Source organism: Flavobacterium sp., assembly GCF_046317795.1.
GTDB lineage: Bacteria > Bacteroidota > Bacteroidia > Flavobacteriales > Flavobacteriaceae > Flavobacterium.
The window spans coordinates 22,583-40,234 of the sequence record NZ_JBKCVI010000021.1 but is presented as its reverse complement, the minus strand read 5'-3'; the positions used below and the strand labels follow the sequence as shown (position 1 = coordinate 40,234).

Annotated in this window: 20 protein-coding genes and 1 pseudogene; 8 read left to right on the top strand and 13 right to left on the bottom strand. The window is 33.2% G+C overall.

Annotated elements, in window-relative coordinates; translation table 11 throughout:
- The first annotated feature begins 291 nt into the window (after positions 1–291).
- The 3 genes from ACK5ON_RS01490 (at position 292) to ACK5ON_RS01480 (ending at position 2,581) form a co-directional block, all read left to right on the top strand.
- Complete coding sequence (locus ACK5ON_RS01490; protein ID WP_396174826.1) at positions 292–744, top strand: KTSC domain-containing protein; 453 nt, start codon at positions 292–294, stop codon at positions 742–744.
- Between the two features lie 117 nt (positions 745–861).
- Positions 862–1,977, top strand: a complete 1,116-nt coding sequence (locus ACK5ON_RS01485) for a formylglycine-generating enzyme family protein (RefSeq protein ID WP_409819191.1) — start codon at positions 862–864, stop codon at positions 1,975–1,977.
- A 112-nt stretch (positions 1,978–2,089) separates the two neighbouring features.
- Positions 2,090–2,581 carry a hypothetical protein gene (locus ACK5ON_RS01480; RefSeq protein ID WP_409819189.1) on the top strand — a complete coding sequence of 164 codons (492 nt, stop codon included), beginning with the start codon at positions 2,090–2,092 and terminating at the stop codon, positions 2,579–2,581.
- Between the two features lie 170 nt (positions 2,582–2,751).
- Here the strand turns inward: ACK5ON_RS01480 and ACK5ON_RS01475 are convergent, their stop codons facing one another.
- A complete protein-coding gene (locus tag ACK5ON_RS01475; protein ID WP_396174249.1) occupies positions 2,752–3,606 on the bottom strand; it encodes a Two component regulator three Y domain protein in 855 nt (284 codons plus the stop codon).
- A gap of 213 nt (positions 3,607–3,819) precedes the next feature.
- On the opposite strand from ACK5ON_RS01475, the gene ACK5ON_RS01470 reads away from it, so the two are divergent.
- Together ACK5ON_RS01470 and ACK5ON_RS01465 are read left to right on the top strand one after the other, a co-directional pair.
- Entirely contained in the window at positions 3,820–4,296 is a 477-nt protein-coding gene (locus ACK5ON_RS01470) for a DUF1761 domain-containing protein (protein WP_409819186.1), read from the top strand.
- Between the two features lie 59 nt (positions 4,297–4,355).
- Positions 4,356–5,507, top strand: a complete 1,152-nt coding sequence (locus tag ACK5ON_RS01465) for an 8-amino-7-oxononanoate synthase (RefSeq protein ID WP_409819185.1) — start codon at positions 4,356–4,358, stop codon at positions 5,505–5,507.
- 23 nt (positions 5,508–5,530) lie between these two features.
- Here ACK5ON_RS01465 and ACK5ON_RS01460 read toward each other — a convergent pair whose 3' ends face one another.
- Both ACK5ON_RS01460 and ACK5ON_RS01455 read right to left on the bottom strand, forming a co-directional pair.
- Entirely contained in the window at positions 5,531–5,896 is a 366-nt protein-coding gene (locus ACK5ON_RS01460) for a DUF4345 domain-containing protein (RefSeq protein ID WP_409819183.1), read from the bottom strand.
- A 6-nt stretch (positions 5,897–5,902) separates the two neighbouring features.
- Positions 5,903–7,828, bottom strand: a complete 1,926-nt coding sequence (locus ACK5ON_RS01455) for an ABC-F family ATP-binding cassette domain-containing protein (protein WP_409819181.1) — start codon at positions 7,826–7,828, stop codon at positions 5,903–5,905.
- Positions 7,829–7,930: 102 nt separating this feature from the next.
- Here ACK5ON_RS01455 and ACK5ON_RS01450 point away from each other — a divergent pair, with 102 nt between their 5' ends.
- The 3 genes from ACK5ON_RS01450 to ACK5ON_RS01440 all read left to right on the top strand — a co-directional run bounded on the left by ACK5ON_RS01450 (position 7,931) and on the right by ACK5ON_RS01440 (position 9,253).
- Positions 7,931–8,314 carry a DUF983 domain-containing protein gene (locus ACK5ON_RS01450; protein ID WP_409819180.1) on the top strand — a complete coding sequence of 128 codons (384 nt, stop codon included), beginning with the start codon at positions 7,931–7,933 and terminating at the stop codon, positions 8,312–8,314.
- Between the two features lie 388 nt (positions 8,315–8,702).
- Positions 8,703–8,939, top strand: a complete 237-nt coding sequence (locus tag ACK5ON_RS01445) for a hypothetical protein (protein WP_409819178.1) — start codon at positions 8,703–8,705, stop codon at positions 8,937–8,939.
- A complete protein-coding gene (locus ACK5ON_RS01440; RefSeq protein ID WP_409819174.1) occupies positions 8,936–9,253 on the top strand; it encodes a type II toxin-antitoxin system RelE/ParE family toxin in 318 nt (105 codons plus the stop codon). Before ACK5ON_RS01445 ends, ACK5ON_RS01440 begins: the two co-directional genes overlap by 4 nt.
- A 163-nt stretch (positions 9,254–9,416) precedes the next feature.
- On the opposite strand, the gene ACK5ON_RS01435 is transcribed toward ACK5ON_RS01440, so the two are convergent.
- The 10 genes and pseudogenes from ACK5ON_RS01435 to rpsM all read right to left on the bottom strand — a co-directional run bounded on the left by ACK5ON_RS01435 (position 9,417) and on the right by rpsM (position 17,651).
- On the bottom strand, positions 9,417–10,202 hold the full coding sequence (locus ACK5ON_RS01435) for a hypothetical protein (protein ID WP_409819172.1): 786 nt from the start codon (positions 10,200–10,202) through the stop codon (positions 9,417–9,419).
- Positions 10,192–10,446: a hypothetical protein gene (locus ACK5ON_RS01430; RefSeq protein WP_409819170.1), complete on the bottom strand. Its 255-nt coding sequence runs from the start codon at positions 10,444–10,446 to the stop codon at positions 10,192–10,194. Before ACK5ON_RS01430 ends, ACK5ON_RS01435 begins: the two co-directional genes overlap by 11 nt.
- 57 nt (positions 10,447–10,503) lie before the next feature.
- On the bottom strand, positions 10,504–11,286 hold the full coding sequence (locus ACK5ON_RS01425; RefSeq protein ID WP_409819168.1) for a hypothetical protein: 783 nt from the start codon (positions 11,284–11,286) through the stop codon (positions 10,504–10,506).
- 346 nt (positions 11,287–11,632) lie between these two features.
- Entirely contained in the window at positions 11,633–12,925 is a 1,293-nt protein-coding gene (gene eno, locus ACK5ON_RS01420; protein WP_409819165.1) for a phosphopyruvate hydratase, read from the bottom strand.
- A 160-nt stretch (positions 12,926–13,085) separates the two neighbouring features.
- Positions 13,086–14,207, bottom strand: coding sequence for a glutamine-hydrolyzing carbamoyl-phosphate synthase small subunit (gene carA / locus ACK5ON_RS01415; protein WP_409819163.1), 1,122 nt, complete (start codon positions 14,205–14,207; stop codon positions 13,086–13,088).
- A gap of 378 nt (positions 14,208–14,585) precedes the next feature.
- Positions 14,586–15,068: pseudogene (gene rplQ, locus ACK5ON_RS01410) on the bottom strand (50S ribosomal protein L17); the annotation flags it as partial.
- Between the two features lie 61 nt (positions 15,069–15,129).
- A complete protein-coding gene (locus ACK5ON_RS01405; protein WP_121312871.1) occupies positions 15,130–16,122 on the bottom strand; it encodes a DNA-directed RNA polymerase subunit alpha in 993 nt (330 codons plus the stop codon).
- Between the two features lie 21 nt (positions 16,123–16,143).
- Complete coding sequence (gene rpsD, locus ACK5ON_RS01400) at positions 16,144–16,749, bottom strand: 30S ribosomal protein S4 (protein ID WP_121312870.1); 606 nt, start codon at positions 16,747–16,749, stop codon at positions 16,144–16,146.
- Between the two features lie 135 nt (positions 16,750–16,884).
- A complete protein-coding gene (rpsK, locus tag ACK5ON_RS01395; protein ID WP_091467573.1) occupies positions 16,885–17,268 on the bottom strand; it encodes a 30S ribosomal protein S11 in 384 nt (127 codons plus the stop codon).
- An 8-nt stretch (positions 17,269–17,276) separates the two neighbouring features.
- Positions 17,277–17,651: a 30S ribosomal protein S13 gene (gene rpsM, locus ACK5ON_RS01390; protein ID WP_133533890.1), complete on the bottom strand. Its 375-nt coding sequence runs from the start codon at positions 17,649–17,651 to the stop codon at positions 17,277–17,279.
- Position 17,652 lies beyond the last annotated feature (1 nt).

Sequence of the window (17,652 nt, the reverse complement as noted above, 5' to 3'; positions counted from 1 at the left end):
CCGTAGTATATTACTACGGAACCGTTATTAACTTTTGCCTTACAGTACATATTCTAATTTTAAAGTGGCAAAATTAGTTTAACTGTAGCAAAATTGTAGCAAAAAAACATTAACAAATCATCATGAAGTTGAATTTGACTTGTTAAATGAAAAACGTAAAACATTAATCAACAGTATAGCATTTAACAGTTTACGGTGAAATTGTTAAATTACAGTACACGGTGGCTCGTACTGTTCCCGCTACTAGCATCAACCCATCAATCTCAATTGATGGGTTTTTATTTTAAAACTATGAATACAAAAAAAATTATCGAATACAGGGCTTTACTTGGTGTTACTAAGACAGCTACTTTGAAAGAGCTAAAAACAATTTATAGAAATTGCATGAAGGATATACATCCAGATACTATTCAAGATGATGCAGAACGTTTGGCCGCCGAAGAGAAAAGTACTGAGATTATTGCTGCGTATCATTTCCTAGTGAGTATTGCTCCCGAAACTTTGGAAAAAGACAAAGACGAGTATTCACGAATTACTTCCAGTACCAACATTGCTGATTTTTATTATGAAAAAGGGGTACTTTATATTACTTTCTTGGATGGAAGTGCCTTTGAATACTTTGGTGTTTTAAGACCTATTTATATTAAAATGGTGAATGCAGAATCACCAAGTCGTTTTGCTAGAAGACATATTTACAATGAATATATTTATAGAAGCACTTCGAAATTAGTTGCTGCTGAATAATAGTATAGAATTTTTACTAAAACAAAAGAGGTCAGAAAAAAAGACCTCTTTTTTTATTAAAATAAATCTTAACTTTGAGCAACTCTAAAAACATTCCAATTACAAAAATCATAGATAATGAGAATAAATTTTAAATGCTTTTTCATAGTACTGATAGTACAATTTACACAATTTTCGTGTAAAAAAAATATTGATTCTACTGACAAAGAGGTTGCCCTTGTTAGTAACATTAATACAAATACAGTGTTTCAACAAACTATCGCTAATAATGATGAAGCGCCTTCTAAAAAAGAAAAAGGAATGGTTTGGATTCCCGGTGGTACTTTTTATATGGGCACCGATGAAAAATGTGAGTCTATGTGCCAAATTGGTGGTTTAACTTCGGATTGTAAAGTTCACCAAGTATATGTTGATGGTTTTTGGATGGATGAACATGAAGTAACCAATGCCGAGTTTGAAGCTTTTGTAAAAGCCACTGGTTACAAAACCATTGCAGAAATAACTCCTACAAGAGAAGAATTTCCAAATGCTTTACCCGATATGTTAGTGGCAGGTTCCGTAGTTTTCAGTCCACCAAAACAAGTACAGAGTTTGAATAATTTTTACCAATGGTGGGATTATATAAAAGGTGCCAATTGGCGACATCCTTCTGGACCAGAAAGCACTATTAAAGGGAAAGATAATTATCCAGTTATACATATTGCTTGGGATGATGCTGTTGCTTATGCCACTTGGGCTGGCAAACGATTGCCTACAGAAGCCGAATGGGAATTTGCAGCAAGAGGTGGTTTGAGTGCTAAAAAATTTGCTTGGGGTGATGAATTTACACCTAATGAAAAATACATGGCCAATACATTTCAAGGAACATTTCCATCCAATGATGCTGGTTTAGATGGGCATAAAGGTATTGCTCCGATAAAACAATATCCAAAAAATGGTTATGGTTTATATGATATGACAGGAAATGTTTGGGAATGGTGTTCCGATTGGTACAAAAATGATTATTTCAATACTTTATCTCAAAATGAGGTTACTAAAAATCCACAAGGACCAACAGAAAGTTATGATCCTGCTGAACCTAGAGTACCAAAAAAAGTTCACAAAGGGGGTTCCTTTTTATGTTCAGACCAATATTGTTCTCGTTATATTATGGGAACGCGAGGTAAAGGTGATGTGCTAACTGGAACTAATCATCTTGGTTTTCGATGTGTGAAAGTAGTTTCAAAAAAATAAAATTATTGCAAAAAGTTATCACTTACTTCATAGTACATAATACTCTCTAAATAAAATTACTTAAAGTAAGGGCTTTCAAAATAACTTAGTTAAAATTATAAAATAATATAAAATGAAAAAGTGGCTCTTAATACCATTTCTGGTATTAGGTTTAACATTTAATTCAAAAGCTCAAGATCTTTCTAAAAATGCTTTAGGTTTACGATTAGGGAGCAACAATGGCTTTGGGACAGAAATTTCATATCAACGTGGATTATCCAAAAACAATAGGTTAGAAATAGACCTGGGATGGAGATCTGACAAGGATGATGTGGATAATTTTAAAATTGTAGGGTTGTATCAATGGGTTTGGAAAATTGACAATGGATTCAACTGGTATGCTGGCCCTGGCGCTGGAATAGGAAGCTGGAATTATGACAAAAATGGTTTTAGTGACAGCGGAATGATACTTTTAGTAGCTGGTGATATTGGTATAGAATATAATTTTGACATTCCCATACAAATATCTTTAGATTTTCGACCTGAACTTTATTTAGATTCAGATGCCTACAGAAAAGATAATTTTGGGGGAGAAGTTGCTTTTTCTGTTCGTTACCGATTTTAAATCTAGAAAACTTATAGCAGCTAAAACCCGTTTTAAAAATTTCAAAAACGGGTTTTTTCATTCTTATCTAGAATTTAAGTATGCCTTATTAATCAAAAAAAACTGCCTGAAAATTACTTTTCAGACAGTCTCACATTACAAAAATATTTACTAACTCAAATTTAAAAAATTTATTCATCTGCAGCATAAGCTGAGTTTTTATCAATACTAACTTTTAAAGTAGTAGCGACACCTTGCTCGTTTACCATTGTCATGTTTAGCGTGTCAAGTTTTGCCAAATTTCTTGAAACTAACCCATTAAACATATTATAGGAAATATTCATTTCTTTCAAGTTCCCTAACTTTTCTAAATCAATAGGAACTTGACCATCCATTCTATTTTCAAACAAACTTAACGTTTCAAGTGAGGTAAGATTAGCTACTTCTTTTTCTAATTTTCCTGACAGTTTATTACTGTTTAGTAACAAGACTTTCAAAGATTTCAATTGATAATAAGAAGCGGGAATTTCTCCTTCAATTTCATTATTGAATAATGAAAGTGTTTCCAAGTTTGACAAATTGCCTAAATTTACTGGTAATACACCTGTCAATCGGTTCATGTGCAGTTCAATTGATTTCAATTGTGAGGCATTCCCAATAGTTTCAGGTAAGTGTCCAGATATTTTATTGAATGCTATATTAAGATTTGTTAACTTTTTTAGATTTCCTATACTTGCAGGCAAAACTCCTGAAATATCGTTTCTAAATAAATTAAGCGTTTCCAACGAAGTTAAATCGCCCATTTCATTTGGCAATACACCAACCAGATTATTGTTCATCAAATTGATGGAAACCACTTTATCATTTTTAATTTCAACTCCATACCATCCACTAACTGGAGATTTCAAATCCCATTTATTGGTCCATTGCGAACCTTTAGTTGCTTTGTTTAATTTTACTAAAGCATTTTTTTCTGTAGATGATATTTCTGCAAAAACGGAGGCAGAAATAAAAAGTAACGCGACATAGGTAAAAATAATTTTCATTTCATTTAGTTTTAGGGTTTATGACGAAGTAAATCTATATAGCAAATCGTTTAAAAACAAAAATAATCGATGAAATGCATTTTTATATAATTTTATTTAAAATATATCTTACAATAAAACATTGCATCATTAACTTAAAGCAAAAATTATAATTAAAAATAAATAGTTACATTTGGTGCTCTAACCAATAAAAACATATACAATATGGAGAAAATGCCATTTAATTTCTACGCAGTTATAGCTGCTACATTTGTAACTTTAATTATTGGATTCTTTTGGTATAGCCCAAAAGTATTTGGAACTATCTGGATGAAGGAGTGTGGCATTACAGAAGAAAAAGCCAAACAATTCAATATGCTAAAAGTATTCGGATTGACAATTGTCTATTCTTTTATGCTTGCATTTATCTTGCCAACCATTGTAAACCATCAAATGGGCGCAATGGGTTTGTTTGACGGAAATCCTAAGAATCCTGTCTATATCGAATTAATGAAGACGCATGGAAACGTTTACAGGTCTTTCAAACATGGTGCTTTACATGGTTTTTTTGCCGGGTTATTCATTGCCCTTCCTATGACAGCAATCAATGGACTATTTGAACAAAAATCGTGGAAATACATTTTAATAAATGCTGGATACTGGATAGTTTCATTAACTATTATGGGTGCTATCATTTGCGGATGGAAATAATTTAACATTTTCTTTTAGAACAATCGCTCTACATTTGTAAGGCGATTTTTTTCATCCTTTTGGAAACAGTTACCTATAAAATATTCTCTTCTATTACGCAGCTTCCCAATACTTGGGATGAAGTGGCGCATGAAAATGCTTTTTTACAAACACCCTATTTGAAAGTTTTAGAAAATGCTGCACCTACTAATATGCAATGCTTTTATATTGGTATTTTTAAAAAATCAGAACTTATCGGAGTAGCATTGGCGCAATACCTTGATTTGAATAAATTAGAATCATTCGGTGAAAGGGATAAATGCATTAAAACTTTTATTAGAAATTTTATTTTTAAAAATTTTGCTTCCCATGTTTTGTTTCTTGGTAACAACATGATTACGGGTCAAAACTGTTATGCTTTCAAAAAAGCAATTGATTATAAAACCATCAGTGAATTACTTATTGAATGTGCTACTGAAATCAAGAATTACTTCAAGAAACAAAATATAACCATACATATTGTTTCTTTTAAAGATTTTTATCAAGAATGTGCTCTTGCGTTTAATGAGTTTGGATTTAAATCAATTTACGAATTCAATACGCAACCCAATATGGTTTTAGAATTACAAAATCATTGGAAAAACAATGAAGATTATGTTTTATCATTTTCAAAAAAATACCGCGACCAATACAAACGTGCACACAAAAAAATTGAGGGAATAGAAACTAGAGAATTATCATTGGAAGAAATAATCTGCAAGGAAGAAAGAATTTATGAGTTGTATCATTACGTAGCCAAAAATGCCCCTTTCAACACCTTCTTTTTGGACAAACATCACTTTTCTACTTTTAAGAAACAATGTGGTAAACGATTTGTGTTGTGTGGTTATTTCTTAAATGAAAAGCTAGTTGGTTTTCATACCTTACTTTTAAACGGTTCAGTGCTGGAAACCTATTTTTTGGGATATGATGAACACGTTCAAAAAGAAAAGATGCTCTATTTGAATATGCTCTATAACATGACCAAATTTGGGATTGAAAATCAGTTCAAAAAAATAATCTTCGGAAGAACGGCATTAGAAATCAAGAGTTCTATTGGCGCTAAACCAGTTGTGATGTCTGGTTTTATTTACCATACCAATACATGGATAAATAAAATGTTGCCTAAAATTTTCCCTAATTTAGAACCCACTTTAGTTTGGCAACAACGGCATCCGTTTAAAGAAATATAAAGTCTTATACAATATTGATGCTGCTACATTTCTTTTTCTCTCTGTAAAATATAGCAACCATAAAAACCTAAAATCATCTCTCCTATAGTTCCAATTACAAAAACACCACTAGGAAAACCATCACAAAAAAGAGAAATTATTCGCCCAAATGCTATACCTAACATAAAAATTATATTTGAAACTGTGGCAACTTTCCACAAACTAGGATTCAAAATACCAACAATCCATAAGGTAGCAAATGCTAAGTACAATCCCATGATGGCTTTGAGAATATTGGCTTCATCTATTGTATCTAGGTTTACATCAAAAAGTAGATTGGGTTGAAAACCATAAACCAATGCTGCTGGAATTACAATTAAAACTGAAATAAAAAGATGTAAATTTTTCATAAATTTTTACAGCATATCTATTTCACCTTGAACCTCTTCCCAATCTTCAAGTAATTTGTCCAATTCCTTTTTCTTCTTGTTGTATGCCATGAAGAAATTGGCGTTTTCAATGTGTTTGTCATAATTGGAAGCCAATTCTTTATCGTCATGTTGAATGTCAATTTCCAATTGTTTGATTTGACTTTCTATTTTACTCAAACGGTTTTGCAACGACTTGCTTTTCTTTTGGTCTTCGTAGGAAACTTTTGTTGTTTCCTTTTGTTCCCTCGACTGCGCTCGGGATGACAATTTATCGGTGTCTTTTTTCTCTACTTCGCGCATGTTTTGCATATTGCGTTGTTCTAGGAAAAAGTTGATATCGCCTAAGTATTCTTTGATCTTTTGGTCTTTGAATTCATAAACAATGTTGGACATCCCTTGCAGAAAATCCCTGTCGTGGGAAACCAAAAGCAATGTGCCTTCATATTTTTGCAATGCCGCTTTCAACACATTTTTTGATTTAATATCCAAGTGATTCGTTGGCTCATCCATCAGCAAAACGTTGATGGGTTGCAATAGCAATTTACACAACGCCAATCGGTTTCTCTCACCACCTGATAGTACTTTTACTTTCTTTTCTACATCATCGCCACGAAACAAAAAGGAACCCAGCATATCCCGAACTCTAGAACGGTTGCTATCTGTAGCGGCATTTGTCATCGTTTCAAGCAAGGTGATTTCGCCATCCAAATATTCCGCTTGGTTTTGAGCAAAATAACCTACTTGCACATTGTGTCCTAATTTTATGGAACCTTGGTATTTAAACTCGTTAACAATGGCTTTGATAAGCGTTGATTTTCCTTGTCCATTTTGTCCCACAAAAGCAATCTTGCTGCCGCGTTCCACTAGTAATGAAATATCTTTTAAAATCGTTTTGTCGCCATAGGATTTAGTCACATGATCGGCTTCTATAACTACTCTTCCGGGTGTCATTGAAACTGGAAACGAAATATTCATCACCGAAGTATCATCTTCATCCACTTCGATACGTTCTACTTTATCCAGTTTTTTGATAAGCGATTGCGCCATCGATGCTTTGGAAGCTTTCGCTCTAAACTTCTCAATCAACTTCTCAGTCTCTTCAATTTTCTTGGCTTGATTTTTTTGTGTAGCCAATTGCTTCTCCCGAATTTCTTCTCGCAAAACCAAATATTGCGAATACGGTTTGTTATAATCGTATGCTTTCCCCAAAGAAATTTCTATAGTTCTATTGGTCACATTATCCAAGAACATTTTATCGTGAGACACAATCACCACTACACCAGGAAAATTTCTCAAAAAACCTTCCAGCCAAATGATACTTTCAATATCCAAGTGATTCGTTGGCTCATCCAGCAAAAGAATATCATTGGACTGCAATAATAATTTGGCCAACTCAATACGCATGCGCCATCCACCCGAGAAAGTATTGGTTTGGTTTTCAAAATCTTCTCTCTTAAAACCTAACCCTAAAAGAATTTTCTCGGTATCGCCTACATAATTATAGCCGCCAAGCAATTCAAAACGATGCGTGTACTCGGATAAATCTTCAATAATTTGAGCGTATTCATCACTTTCATAATCCGTTCTGGTAACCAAAAGATGGTTTATCTTTTCCAGTTTTTTTTCAACCATTTTAATGTCCACAAAAGCTTCATAAGCTTCTTCAAGCACCGTTCTTCCTTGTTCAAAATCAATATCCTGACGAAGAAAACCCATTCTAACCTCTTTCTCCGTGGCAATTTGTCCGCTGTCAGGTTTAAAATCCCCCGCCAAAATTTTGAGCATCGTCGATTTTCCAGCACCATTTTTTCCTACCAGTCCTACTCTATCACCCGAACCCAATCGAAAAGTTACCTCTTCAAAAAGATAGGTGCCGCCAAACGAAACTGATAAGTTATGGATATTTAACATAGAGAAAAAGAATAGTATATTAGTTATAAAAACTTCCTTTCGATTTACCTTTGCATACTTAAAGTTGATTGGTTAAACTGAAGGAAATTAAAATTTTTGCAAATGTTAAAAAAAGGATCCATATTATATAGCATTTTAACAGGAAGTTGTCCAAAATGCCATCAAGAAAGTATGTACGAGGACCAAAATCCCTATCATATTGCCAATGTGTACAAAATGCACGAAAATTGTAGCCATTGCGGACTGCATTATCAAATAGAACCTTCCTTTTTTTATGGTGCCATGTATGTCAGTTATGGGTTGACCGTTGGCATTGGGATAGCCGCTTTTATCATTTCAAAAGTAATCATCGGGTTGAGTTTGTTGCAATCTTTTATAGCCATTATTGCATCATTAATTGCCCTAATGCCTGTAACCGCTAGATTAGCCCGCAATATTTACATCAATATTTTTGTGCATTTTGATAAAGATGCGGTTAAGAAGTAAGGAGCTAATCGCTTGCGCACTCTTGCTATCCATTCCTGCCTGTCGGCAGACAGGTCAACCAATTCAACGACGGTCAATGTTAAAAAATCAGGCAGTGCTTGGTCTCTAATTACATATCCTTCTTTCATTGGCATAAGTTTATTCAAATATATTAAAAAAATTCCGCAAAGTCATGAGGCATTTGCGAAGCTTTTCAAAGAAACACTTTGCGTAGGTATTAAATTTTTGAAAATATCAATAAGAATAGTACATTTGTGTTAGATAAAGCAGGCAACGACGATGAGCAGAATAAAAATTTATTGTACAGAATGCTTGCCACAATGCTTACCAAACAAAAATTTCAGAACTTTTTTGTAGAGAATTTACAAACATCTAAATAATCAAAACAATGAAACTTCAAGTATTACACGACAGCAACGGCAATAATTCAGGTGTTTACATTCCACCACAAGAATGGAGTTTAATTAAACAACAGTATCCCGATATTGAAGAAATTTCATCTGATATTCCTGATTGGCAAAAAGAACTTTTAACATCAAGATTAGAAGCTATTGCCAAGAATCCTGAACGTGTAAAACCAATTCAAGGATTATTTGATGCACTTAATAAAAAAGTGAATCGATGATTGAATTTGATTATGAACTAGAGTATTTTGACGAAGTTGAAGACGATATTGAGATTGCCAAGCTTTGGTATTATGAGCAAAACCCTGATACAGATTTAGAAGAACGTTTCGCCCATTGCATAAAAGAGACTATTGATAAATTGCAAAAAAATCCTTTTATCTATTATCCAATTTTTGAAAATATTAGAATTGCTCACCCTAAATTTTTTCCATACGGTATTCATTTTACAATTAATGAAGACAAAAAACAAATTTTAATTATTGCCATTTTGCACAACAAACAAGATAAAAGCAAGGTTATAAAACGCCTGTAAAAAATATTTTATTATAACATAAAACCCAGCAATTGCTGGGTTTTGTGTTTTCATATCTTCGCTTTGTGGGCACGGATTGCACCCGAGCGAAGCGAACTGACGAAGTAAATCCGCTATCGACCTTTGAACATATCCGAGCGGTTGGGGGTTTTTAATATAAAAATCAATTCACATTTATATCAAAAGAAAGTGTATCAATAAAAACTGGTGTTACTTTGTCGTTAAACTCATATTTAACAATACTTCTGATGGTGTTCTTACCTTTTTTAGTTAATACCTCTTTTACATCAATTTGGCAAGGTTCAACTTTTTTAGTAATACGCTTTACTTTTGCATTATCAATACACACATTTTCTATCGTAAAACTACGCTTTGCATTGGGTATATTAGCAACTATATAACTGTATTTTAATGTGTCGCCTACTTTTAAATACTGGTCTTCTGTGATATTAAATTTTGCTTTGTTAGCATATTTATATTGATAGGTTTCTATTTGAAAATATCCATTATATTTAGTTACTCCATTTTCATCAAAATAAATTACAAAGGCAGTTTTGCCTAAATCATCACACATGATATATTTTTCAATTAAACCATTTTCATTAAATTTAAGACATTCTAAATTTATCTTGCTGTTTTTGCGAAAATATATCGACTCAATTTTTCCATTATCATTGTAATAAGAACATTTTCCATAAGTTTCATCATTCAAAAACTGTCCTTTTGAAATTAGAATACCCTTGTCATTATATCTTTCAAATTTGCCTTGTAGAATAGTATCATTATTTCTGATAACATATTCATTTATGCCTATTAATTGATCAGTAGAGTTATATTCCTTTGAAGTATATACTTTTTCTTCTCTAAAGTAAAATATCAAAATTAGTGCTCCTAGAATAGCAATAAGTAAAAGAGATAAAAGGATTTTATTTTTATTATTATTCATCATTTTTCTTTTTTTGTCGAGCTTCATGTGCAGATTTTAATACTTGATGATTTTTATTTGGGTCTTTTGGATCATAAGTTGTATAAATGTACTCTGGTTGTTTTGTTTCTTTCGCATTCTCATTTGCTTTTTTATTCACTAGTTCAACTACTTCTTTAGTTGCACTAGTTGCAGCATCAAGCGCATCAAAACCGCCATTAATTTTATCAACACTTGTTGGCTTTCCACCATTAGTACCTTTATCCAAAGACTCCGCTATCGACCTTTGAACATATCCGAGCGGTCGGGGTTTTTACTATTCTCTTTAATGTACTTCAAGATCAAACGAAAGAGTGTCGTTAATTGCTGGAATAATGTTGTCCTTAAACTCATATTTTACAACAGCTCTAATCGTATTTTTACCTTTCGTGGTTAAAACTTCTTTTACTTGAATAGTTGTTGGAGGTAATGCTGTAATTTTTCTTTTAACTTTTATGTTGTCAATTCCTATGCTTTCTATTTTAAAACTACGTTTTGCTTTGGGAATGTTGGCTAGGATATATTGATGTATTAAAGTGTCACCTACTTTAAAATCTTGATTATCTTCAATATTTTGTTGCTCTTTAGAATTAAGTTTACGATGATAAATACTCTCTATAGTTGATCCTTCATATTTTGTTGGTCCTTTTTCATCATAGCTAATTAAAAAGATAGGTTCTTTATATTTACTAAAAAATGCATATTTTTCAATTTCTCCATTTGGATAATTCCATAAATATTCAGCATTTCTTTTATTGTCTATAACATATTTTATAGATTCTATTTTACCACTGTCATAGTAATAAATAAACTTACCTCTAGGCAAATTATTTATTAAGTTACCTTCGGCTACTTTAATTCCTTTTTCATTAAATACATTAACTTTTCCTTGAAAAATAGTATCACCATTTCTTATTATATATTCGTGTACATAAGTTTCTTTTGAATCTGGATAATATCTTTTTAAAGTATGTGTTTTTTCATCTTTAAAACAAAAAAAAAATACTATTAACCCAAGGAGGATAAAAGAAAAAGTAATTAGTGTAATTTTATTATTTGTTCTTTTCATTTTTCTATTTTTGGCGTGCTTTTAAAACATCCCCATTCTGGTGCTTGTCGCAGACGAGCACCTACTTACCTTTACAAGACAAATAAAGCGTTTGCAACGCGGGTCTTAAAACATTTTATCAAATAAAGTATTTTTGAGAAAACAATGATATCAAAAAGGAAGTTTCATTATTACTTCTGTTTTAGTTAACCGCATTGCAAATGCTATGATTTTTGTTTTAATTTAAGTAGGTACTCGTCGCAGACGAGCACCAGAGATTTGGACAAACGAGAGCCAGTGTAGGGTTAAAATTTAAACCCTGTCAGCGTTTAAAACGCTGACAGGGTTATAAAAAAAATACAAAAGATTACTTTTGCTTAAACGCTTTCAAGCCCGGAAAATAAGCGGTAGCGCCTAACTCCTCTTCAATTCTAAGTAACTGATTGTATTTTGCCATTCTATCCGAACGCGAAGCTGAACCTGTTTTGATTTGGCCACAATTTAAGGCAACGGCTAAATCAGCAATAGTATTGTCCTCAGTTTCTCCAGAACGGTGCGACATTACTGAGGTGTAACCTGCATTATGCGCCATGTTTACTGCCGCAATAGTTTCGGTTAAAGTTCCTATTTGATTTACTTTTACCAATATTGAATTGGCAATGCCTTCCTTAATTCCACGTGACAAACGCTCCACATTAGTAACAAATAAATCATCACCTACTAATTGAGTTTTATCTCCTATTAATTCTGTTAAATACTTCCAACCTTCCCAGTCGTCTTCATACATTCCGTCTTCAATAGAAATAATTGGGTAATTAGTAGCTAAGGATACTAAATATTCTGCTTGCTCTTTAGAAGTTCTAATTTTTCCTGTAGCTCCTTCAAATTTGGTATAGTCGTATTTTCCATCTACATAAAACTCCGAAGCAGCACAGTCTAAAGCAATCATAACTTCGTCACCAAATTTATAGCCTGCATTTTCAACTGCTTTTTTTATGGTATCCAAGGCATCTTCGGTTCCACCAGCAAGGTTTGGTGCAAAACCACCTTCATCGCCTACTGCTGTAGAAAGATTTCTGTCGTGCAATACTTTTTTAAGGTTATGAAAAATTTCTGTTCCCATTTGCATCGCATGAGTAAAAGAGGTTGCTTTTACGGGCATAATCATAAATTCTTGAAATGCAATCGGTGCATCAGAATGTGAACCGCCATTGATAATATTCATCATTGGAACGGGTAACGTATTAGCAGAAACGCCTCCAACATAACGGTATAAAGGCAAGCCAAGTTCGTTAGCAGCAGCTTTAGCAACCGCCAAAGAAACACCCAAAATAGCGTTAGCACCAAGGTTTGATTTATTTGGGGTGGCATCCAATTCAATCATCAATTGATCGATATGATTTTGTTCAAAAACTGAAACGCCAACTAATTCGGGTGCTATAGTAGCATTTACATTATGAACTGCTTTCAACACTCCTTTACCCATGTAATTTTTTCCACCATCACGAAGTTCAACTGCTTCATGCTCTCCAGTTGAAGCGCCAGAAGGAACAGCTGCACGACCTAAAACGCCGTTTTCTGTTACTACATCTACTTCAATTGTTGGATTTCCTCTAGAGTCAAGGATTTGTCTTGCGTGAACTTTAATAATAATACTCATTTTTATGATATTTAGATTTTTGATTATAGTTTATAGTCCTTCGAAACGCTTAGGATGACAACAAATATATTTCAACTTTATTTATCAATTTGATAATTCGCTAGAATGTTATTAACGCAATCGTTTTAGTTTTTTTACGATAAATGAAATTTGGACAGTTTTAAGCTTGTTGCAATTGCTTACTCCATTTAATATTGGAAATAAACTCATCAAATAAATAAGAAGAGTCATGTGGTCCTGGACTTGCTTCTGGATGATACTGCACTGAGAAACAATTTTTAGATTTCATTTTCATTCCAGCTACTGTGTTATCATTGAGATGGTAGTGTGTGATTTCCAAATCGTTATGTTTTTCCAATTCTTCTCTATTCACTGCAAATCCGTGGTTTTGAGAGGTGATTTCTCCTTTTCCAGTCAAGATATTCATGACAGGATGATTAATTCCTCTATGACCGTTAAACATTTTATAGGTTGAAATTCCATTAGCTAAACCAATAATTTGATGTCCTAAACATATTCCAAAAACGGGTGTATCAGAAGCAATAATTTCTTGTGCAACTCCAATAACTTGTTCCAAAGGTTCAGGATCACCTGGTCCATTAGATAAAAAATAACCATCTGGATTAAATGCTTTTAAATCTTCAAATGTTGTATTGTATGGAAACACTTTAATGTAGCAATCTCTTTTTGCCAAGTTTCTCAGTATATTTCTTTTTATCCCTAAATCCAAAGCTGAAATTTTAAATGTTGCATTTTCATTCCCAAAAAAATAAGGTTCAGTTGTTGACACTTTAGAAGCCAATTCTAATCCTTCCATATTTGGTACGCTGAACAATAGCGTTTTTAATTCCTCAATTGAAGTTCCGTCTGTGCAAATCACAGCATTTTGAGCGCCATTATCTCTAATATAACTTACCAATGCTCTTGTGTCAACATCTGAAATACAAATCAAATTTTGGCTTTCAAAATAGTCATAAAGATTACTTTCGGAATCAGGACGGGAATGATTAAAGCTAAAATTTTTACATACTAATCCCGAAATCATTATTTTTTCCGACTCTACTTCATCTGAGTTTACACCATAGTTTCCAATGTGTGGATTGGTGGCTACCATGATTTGTCCGAAATAAGATGGATCCGTAAATATTTCTTGATAACCTGTCATTCCAGTATTAAAGCAAACTTCTCCAAAAGTTTTTCCAGAAATTCCAATAGATTTCCCATAAAAAATAGTTCCGTCGGCAAGTAGTAAAATAGCTTGTGGTCGTGTTGTGTATTTCATTCGATTATCTTAGTTGTTGTGTTACAAATTTAGAGTATTCCAAATTAAATTCTAAATCGATTTATTAAAGTTTATAAACATTCCTTTTATGGCAAAAAAAAAGGATAAACAAAACGTTTATCCTTTATATTTATCAAGTGGCAATCATTATGCTTGTTCTTCTTTTGATTCCTCATCAGCTGGAGCTTCTGTTTCAGGAGCTGGATTTTCATCAACTTCTGCAACTGGAGTTTCTTCAACAACTTCTGCAACTGGAATTTCTTCAATAACTTCTGCAACTGGAGTTTCTTCAACAACATCTTGAATTTGCTCCGCCTGTTCGCTAACGCTCGAATCAGCAACCTCTGCAATTGGAGTCTCAACAACTTCTTCAACAACCGCTGCTTGAGTAGTTTCAACTGGTTTAACTTCTGTAACTGGAGTTGTATCTTCAGATTTTTTAGCTTTTCCACCACGACGGCTTTTAGCTTTTTTCTCTTCTTTTTTACCACCTTTGTATAGTTCGTTAAAATCTACAAGTTCAATCATTGCCATATCAGCATTATCTCCCAAACGATTTCCAACTTTAATTATACGAGTATATCCACCTGGACGATCACCTACTTTTGCTGCAACTTCTCTAAAAAGTTCAGTTACACCATATTTATTACGTAAGTATGCAAATACGATACGACGGTTGTGAGTGGTGTCGTCTTTTGATTTTGTAATAAGTGGCTCAACAAATTGTTTAAGCGCTTTTGCTTTAGCAACAGTAGTATTAATACGTTTGTGCTCAATTAATGAACAAGCCATGTTAGCCAACATAGATTTTCTATGTCCACTCTGTCTGCTTAAATGATTTACTTTTTTTCCGTGTCTCATGACGTTTTTTTTTACCTTCATCTTGCATCAATCCACTTTGGAGAGCAAAATATGAAGTAATTTATTCTTTATCTAATTTGTATTTACCTAAATCCATTCCGAAAGTTAAATTCTTGTTGGCAACTAATTCATCTAACTCTGTTAGCGATTTTTTACCGAAGTTACGGAACTTCATCAAGTCGTTTTTATTGAAAGATACTAAATCTCCCAGTGTATCTACTTCTGCAGCTTTCAAACAATTCAATGCTCTTACAGATAAATCCATATCAACAAGCTTAGTTTTAAGCAATTGTCTCATGTGTAATGATTCTTCGTCGTAAGATTCTGTTTGAGCAATTTCATCAGCTTCTAAAGTAATTCTCTCATCGGAGAACAACATAAAGTGGTGAATTAAAACTTTTGCAGCTTCTGTTAAAGCATCTTTTGGATTGATTGAACCATCAGTTTTGATTTCAAAAACTAATTTTTCATAATCTGTTTTTTGCTCCACACGGAAGTTTTCAATAGCATATTTTACATTTTTTACTGGTGTAAAAATTGAATCTGTAAAAATAGTACCTATAGCTGCATTCTGTTTTTTGTTCTCCTCGGCAGGAACATAACCACGACCTTTCTCGATGGTTAATTCCATGTTCAAATTTACTTTGCTATCAAGGTTACAAATTACAAGTTCTGGGTTCAATACTTGAAATCCAGAGATGAATTTTTGAAAATCACCTGCAGTAATTTGGTCTTTTCCTGAGATAGAAATTGAAACTGTTTCATTATCTACATCCTCAATTTGACGTTTGAAACGTACTTGTTTAAGGTTTAGAATAATTTCGGTTACATCTTCTACAACTCCTGAGATGGTAGAAAACTCATGCTCAACACCTTCTATACGAACGGATGTTATTGCATAACCTTCTAACGCAGAAAGTAAAACTCTTCTAAGTGCATTACCCACTGTCAATCCGTAACCAGGTTCTAAAGGTCTGAATTCAAACTTACCTTCAAAATCGGTTGAATCGATCATGATAACTTTATCGGGCTTCTGAAAATTAAATATTGCCATAATTTAGACTGATGTCAATTATTATTTGTTGTACAACTCTACGATTAATTGTTCTTTAATGTTTTCTGGAATTTGAAGTCTTTGAGGAACAGAAACAAAAGTTCCTTCTTTGGTATCATTATTCCAAGTGATCCACTCATATACATGAGAAGAATTGGCCAATGAACGCTCGATAGCTTCAACAGATTTAGATTTTTCACGAACAGCTACTTTGTCACCTGGTTTCAAGTGATAAGAAGGAATGTTAACCAATTCTCCATTCACAGTAATGTGACGGTGAGAAACGATTTGTCTTGCCGCTCTTCTTGAAGGTGCAATTCCCATTCTGAAAACTACATTATCTAGTCTAGCTTCACATAATTGTAAAAGGATTTCACCAGTTACTCCTTTAGAAGCTGCTGCTTTTTCAAACAGGTTTCTGAATTGTTTTTCTAAAATTCCATAAGAATATTTAGCTTTTTGCTTTTCCATCAATTGGACAGCATATTCAGATTTTTTACCTCTTTTCTTAGCCATACCATGTTGGCCAGGAGGATAATTTCTTTTTTCGAAGGATTTGTCTTCTCCGAATATTGCTTCGCCAAATTTACGAGCAATTCTTGTACTTGGACCAGTATATCTTGCCATTTTAAATTGTTTTAGATAGAGATTATGAATTCAGGTCGAATCCTTCGATAATCTGTTTTTCTATCTTTTGTTATACTTAAATATATATTAGATACTGAGATACTGAACTAAATTCAGCATAAATTCAGTGTAATATTAAACTCTTCGTCTTTTAGGAGGACGACATCCATTATGCGGCATTGGAGTTACATCAATGATTTCTGTTACTTCAATTCCAGAATTGTGTATCGATCTAATAGCAGATTCTCTTCCGTTACCTGGACCTTTAACATACACTTTTACTTTTTTAAGTCCTGCTTCTAATGCTACTTTTCCACAATCTTCTGCTGCCATTTGAGCTGCATAGGGAGTATTCTTTTTAGAACCTCTGAAACCCATTTTACCAGCTGATGACCAAGAAATTACTTCACCTTTCTTATTTGTCAAAGAAATAATGATGTTGTTGAAGGTTGCATTAATATGAGCTTCGCCCGATGATTCAACGATAACTTTACGTTTTTTTGTTGTTGCTTTAGCCATATTATTTATTATTTAGTTGCTTTTTTCTTGTTAGCAACAGTTTTTCTTTTACCTTTTCTTGTTCTAGAGTTGTTTTTAGTTCTTTGACCTCTTAATGGAAGACCAGATCTATGACGGATTCCTCTATAACATCCAATGTCCATTAGACGCTTGATGTGTAATGAAACTTCTGAACGAAGTTCACCTTCAATTTTGAAATAAGAAACTGCATCACGAATTCCTCCGATTTCGTCATCATTCCAATCTTGAACTTTTTTATCTTGGCTAACTTGAGCTTTTTCTAAAATCTCAATAGCTCTACTTTTACCTATTCCGAAGATGTAGGTTAAAGCGATAACTCCTCTTTTGTTTTTTGGGATATCTACCCCTGCTATTCTTGCCATA